This is a genomic window from Hyphomicrobium sp., assembly GCF_035572195.1.
In the GTDB taxonomy this organism is placed as follows: Bacteria; Pseudomonadota; Alphaproteobacteria; order Rhizobiales; family Hyphomicrobiaceae; genus Hyphomicrobium_B.
The window spans coordinates 1-4,904 of sequence record NZ_DATNBA010000063.1; the positions used below are offsets into that span (position 1 = coordinate 1).

Annotated in this window: 5 protein-coding genes; 2 read left to right on the forward strand and 3 right to left on the reverse strand. The window is 61.7% G+C overall.

The window, feature by feature from the left end:
• Window positions 1-184 precede the first annotated feature (184 nt).
• Entirely contained in the window at window positions 185-559 is a 375-nt protein-coding gene (gene rpsP / locus VN623_RS06140; RefSeq protein ID WP_325569182.1) for a 30S ribosomal protein S16, read from the reverse strand.
• 44 nt (window positions 560-603) lie between these two features.
• A complete protein-coding gene (gene ffh / locus VN623_RS06145; protein WP_325569184.1) occupies window positions 604-2,169 on the reverse strand; it encodes a signal recognition particle protein in 1,566 nt (521 codons plus the stop codon).
• Window positions 2,170-2,488: 319 nt separating this feature from the next.
• Between ffh and VN623_RS06150 the strand changes: the two genes are divergently transcribed.
• A complete protein-coding gene (locus tag VN623_RS06150) occupies window positions 2,489-2,884 on the forward strand; it encodes a (R)-mandelonitrile lyase (RefSeq protein WP_325569186.1) in 396 nt (131 codons plus the stop codon).
• Between the two features lie 45 nt (window positions 2,885-2,929).
• Here the strand turns inward: VN623_RS06150 and VN623_RS06155 are convergent, their stop codons facing one another.
• Window positions 2,930-3,478 (reverse strand): acyloxyacyl hydrolase, encoded by a 549-nt coding sequence (locus VN623_RS06155; protein ID WP_325569188.1) that lies wholly within the window; start codon window positions 3,476-3,478, stop codon window positions 2,930-2,932.
• 548 nt (window positions 3,479-4,026) lie between these two features.
• Here VN623_RS06155 and dapF point away from each other — a divergent pair.
• Complete coding sequence (dapF, locus tag VN623_RS06160) at window positions 4,027-4,896, forward strand: diaminopimelate epimerase (RefSeq protein ID WP_325569190.1); 870 nt, start codon at window positions 4,027-4,029, stop codon at window positions 4,894-4,896.
• The last annotated feature ends 8 nt before the right edge of the window (window positions 4,897-4,904 follow it).

Below are 4,904 nucleotides of genomic sequence, written 5' to 3' on the forward strand. Positions count from 1 at the left end.
GCACGGGTGCAATCTCAAATAGTCCCTCGACAAGCTTAGGTTGCTTCAATTTGAACACCGTTCAAGAAAATTGGCAGGGACTGTTATCTGCTCCAAATCTCGGGCCAGTGAGAACGACAACATAAAGCCTCCCGAGTCGCACCCGGGAGGCTCAGTAGAATTAGCTGCTCAAAAACTAGCTTGCTTATGCAGCGTCGGCAGGCGGAGTGACGTCGGCCGCCTTGGCGGCCTTCTCGGCTTCTGCGGCGGCGCGTTCCTGGGCCTTCTTCTTAGGCTTGGCCTTTTCCGGATTGTTCGATGGCGTGCGCTTGGCGAGGCCCGCACCGTCGAGCAGGCGCAGCACACGATCCGTCGGCTGCGCGCCGACCGAGAGCCAGTGCTTGACGCGGTCTTCCTTGAGCTTCACGCGGTTCGCGTCGTCCTTCTTGAGCATCGGATCGAAGGTGCCGATCTGCTCTATGTAGCGGCCGTCACGGGGGCTCGCGCCATGCGCGACCACCACGTAGTAGTAAGGCCGCTTCTTGGCGCCGCCGCGCGACAAACGAATTTTGACGGACATCTGCTGGTTCTCCTGTTCGATCGATTAGGGTTGCGTCTAGGTGTTCACTTTTTCTTTCCGGGTAGCCCCGGGAATTTTGGAAGTCCGCCGCCGAGCCCCGGCAAGCCGCCCGGAAGGCCGCGTCCGAGACCCGGCATCGGACCGGGCCGGGAGCCGGAGCTGCTGAGACCCTTGGCGACTTGGTCACGGAGTTCTTCCGGCAGCTGCTGAATCGCGCCCGGATCGAGCTTTGAAAGCTCGGCCTGCATCGACCGCATTTCGGCTTCGGAAGGACCGCCGCCTGTGCGCCCCAGGAATTTGTTGAGCATGCCGCCGTTGCGGCCCATCGTTTTCATCATGTCCGCCATCTGGCGGTGCATTTTCACGAGCTTGTTGATGTCCTCGACCTTGGTGCCGGAGCCGGCTGCGATACGGCGTTTGCGCCGGGCGTCGAGGACCTTCGGATTGCGCCGTTCCTGCGCCGTCATCGACGAGATGATGGCCCGCTGGTGGACGAGGCTTTTGTCGAGACCGGCTTCGTTGATCTGCCCTTTGATCTTAGCGACGCCCGGCAACATGCCGAGTACGCCGCCCATGCCGCCCATCTTTTGCATCTGGCTCAACTGGTCGGACAGGTCTTCGAGGTCGAACGACCCCTTCTTCATTTTCTCGGCGATCTTCGTCGCCTTCTCGACGTCGATCGTTTGCGCCGCCTTCTCGACGAGGCTGACGACGTCGCCCATGCCGAGAATACGCGAGGCGATGCGCCCGGGATGGAAGTCTTCGAGGGCATCCCACTTTTCGCCGACGCCAATCAGCTTGATCGGCTTACCGGTCACGGCGCGCATCGAAAGTGCGGCGCCACCGCGGCCATCGCCATCGGCGCGCGTCAATACGATGCCGGTGACGCCGATATGGCCGTCAAAGGCCTTGGCGGTGTTGACGGCGTCCTGGCCGGTCAGCGCGTCGGCAACAAGCAGGACTTCGTGGGGATGAATGGCGACTTTGACGTCGCGAACTTCGTCCATCAACTCTTCGTCGACGGTGACGCGGCCGGCGGTATCGTAGATGACTACATCGTAGCCGCCGAGTTTGCCCGCATCTTCGGCGCGGCGCGCAATTTGCAGCGGCGTCTGCCCGGCGATGATCGGAAGCGTTGCAACGCCCGTTTGCTCGCCGAGCACCCGCAACTGTTCCTGAGCAGCGGGACGGCGCGTATCGAGTGACGCCATCAGCACTTTCTTGCGCTCGCGGTTCGTCAGGCGATAGGCGATCTTGGCGGTCGTCGTCGTTTTGCCGGAGCCCTGCAGGCCGACCATCAGGATGCCGATCGGCGGGGCGGCATGCAGATCAATCGGTGCGGCGTTGGAGCCGAGCATTGCGACGAGTTCGTCGTTGACGATCTTGACGACCATCTGGCCGGGCGTCACCGAGCGCAGCACCTCGGCGCCGACGGCTTTGGCTTTGACCTTCTCGGTGAAATCCTTGACGACATCGAGCGCGACGTCGGCCTCGAGCAGGGCGCGACGAACCTCACGCATCGACTCGACGACGTCGCTTTCCGTCAGCGCGCCGCGTCGTGTCAGCTTGTCGAGGACGCCGGAAAGGCGCTCTGTCAGCGATTGAAACATCTAACCGTTCGCTTGCCGGCAAGCCGGCGGTGATCAAAATTTGTTATCCGGGTCAGGTGGTGAGCATTTGCTCAAAACACAAAAGCACCCGGGAGCGCCACGCGCTGCCGGATGTTAACCCCCCTGCCTCCCGGAGTTATCCATGTGCAGGGCGGCGGCTCTGAGGTCAGGGCCGTCGGAATGGCGCGGGTATGGGGGATGGGTCGGATAAAGTCAACCGCCTGTAGGCCCCATATTGGCCCATGAAAGCCAGCGCCTGTCAGTATCAAGGCACTGGCAATGCCCAATAATCGGTCAGTGGAACGAGAAGGATACGAAAATGGAAATCAGGCGAGGCGGCTCACAGCCCTCCAATAAAGGATCAGAGGAGTATTTTACTGGCGCCGTACGCATCGATCCGCTGTTTCAGGCGCCAAACCCTGCCCGCGTCGTTGGCGCCAACGTGACCTTCGAGCCCGGCGCGCGAACCGCTTGGCATACGCATCCCCTCGGTCAGACGCTGATCGTTACGGCCGGCTGCGGCTGGGCTCAGCAGCACGGCGGACCGGTCGAGGAAATTCGTCCAGGCGACGTTATCTGGTTTCCACCTGGGGCGAAGCACTGGCATGGAGCCGCTCCGACGACGGCGATGACGCATTTCGCAATTCAGGAAGCGTTGAACGGGAAAACTGTCGAGTGGATGGAAAAGGTCACCGACGAAAGCTATCGGCGTTGACGCGAGGGTTGGGCAGCAGCTGCAAATTCGAGCCGATCGCTCGCCTTAAAACCGGTAGCCGTATCTGACGCCGATGCGGTCCAGGCCCTCGTTGAACTTCTCGGTGTAGGCGTTCGAGGTGTGCTCGAAATAGACCGACACATCATTGTGCGCGTCGAGGTGGTAGCCGACCTCGAGCGGAATGTGGAACAGCACACGCGAGCCGAGCCATTTCTTGTCCGGGTCGGAGCCAGGGCCGCCGATCTCGCCGTCGTGGACGGCCGCACCGAGGCCGAGGCCGAAGAAAAGTCCCGAAGGACAGTCGCCCTGCCAGCGGGCATCGATGTAGCCGTGGCTGGTATCGCCGCGCGTATTGATCGTGCCGCCGATCACAGGACGGATGGCGCCCCACGGCAGCGCCCAGGCCGCTGCAAATTGCGCTTCGACGTTGATATCGACGGCGTTGCGCTCGACCTGGAAGCCGCTCCACAGATCCGGCACGTCGTGCGCCAAAGCTCCGAGCTTCAGAGCATAAAGAATGTCACCAGCGGAAGCATCGGTGGCTACGCTCACGGCAAGGAGAGCCGCAAGACCGAATGCCGTGGCGACGTGCATTGGCAATTTCATTGCGGGCAAGCGTTGCGTTTCCCCGAGGTGCGAACAATGACCCTGCTGTGCTCTCTTTTTCGGGACCGGACAAGTCAGCCAAAAAGGAAAAGGCCGGAGAGGTGCTTCGCAATCACACCGCAGGCAGAGCTTGGCGTCGCCGTTCGTCCCGCAACTGCTTGCTCCAGGCGTGCGCGAGTTTGAAAACCCGCCGCTCGTAAGCTCTCTCCTCTGGGGTCAGGCAAATGCAACCATAGCAATAACAGGGCCGCGCGCGGGCAAGGGCGACGCGGAGAAGCGGGTTCGGGCGCGGGCGGTAGCGTCGGACGGCAGCTCGGGTCATTGAGGTCTCGTGCGGCGGAAGGCACTCGGAGGGAGAGGCGAACGCCTGAAAGCTGTATTGCGGCACGTAAACTGGGTGCCTTCGAGGTTTGTTCCGTTTCGACCATTAGCCCGCTGTCCGACGGGCCTTGCTGCGGGGAAACAGAGGCTCGTAGGCGATGAATATCGCTCATCGCGAATTGTCATTTTGCGTACTTCTCGCCATATAGGGCGACATGAGCGCCACGCCGCCCCTCCCATTCGTGAAAATGAACGGCCTCGGCAACGAGATCGTCGTCGTCGATCTGCGCGACAGCTCCAAGGTGTTCACGCCGCAGGAGGTTGCGGCGGTCGCCGCCGACCGCTCGTCGCGCTTCGATCAGATGATGGTCCTGCACGCGGCGAAGACGGCGGGCACGGAAGCATATGTTCGCATTTATAATGCCGATGGGTCGGAGGCGGGTGCCTGTGGCAACGGCATGCGCTGTGTCGGCTGGCTGCTGGCTCAGGCGGTCGGCCGCAATCGGTTCCAGGTTGAAACGCGCGCCGGTGTGCTCGACACGCTGGTTACGGATCCAACGGCGATAACCGTCGATATGGGGGAGCCGAAATTCGGCTGGCAGGACATTCCGCTCGCAGAGGAATTTCGCGACACGCGCGCGATCGAACTGCAGATCGGCCCGATCGACAGCCCGGTTCTTCATTCGCCGTCCGTCGTCAACGTCGGTAATCCGCATGCCATCTTCTGGGTCGATGATCTCAAGGCTTACGACCTGACGCGGCTCGGGCCGATGCTCGAAAATCATCCTATCTTTCCGGAGCGCGCCAACATTTCGCTCGCGCACGTAACCTCGTCGGAGTCGATCGACGTGAAGACGTGGGAGCGTGGCGCTGGGTTGACGCAGGCCTGCGGATCGGCGGCCTGCGCCGCTGCAGTCTCGGCCGCTCGGAAACGGCTGACCGATCGCGTCGTCGACGTCACGCTGCCCGGCGGAACGCTTCACGTCGAATGGTTGCCGGACAATCACATTCACATGACTGGACCCGTCGAGTTCGAATACGAAGGCGTTATCGATTTCTCGAAGTTGGTCAAAGTGTCAGTCTAGTGCGGCGT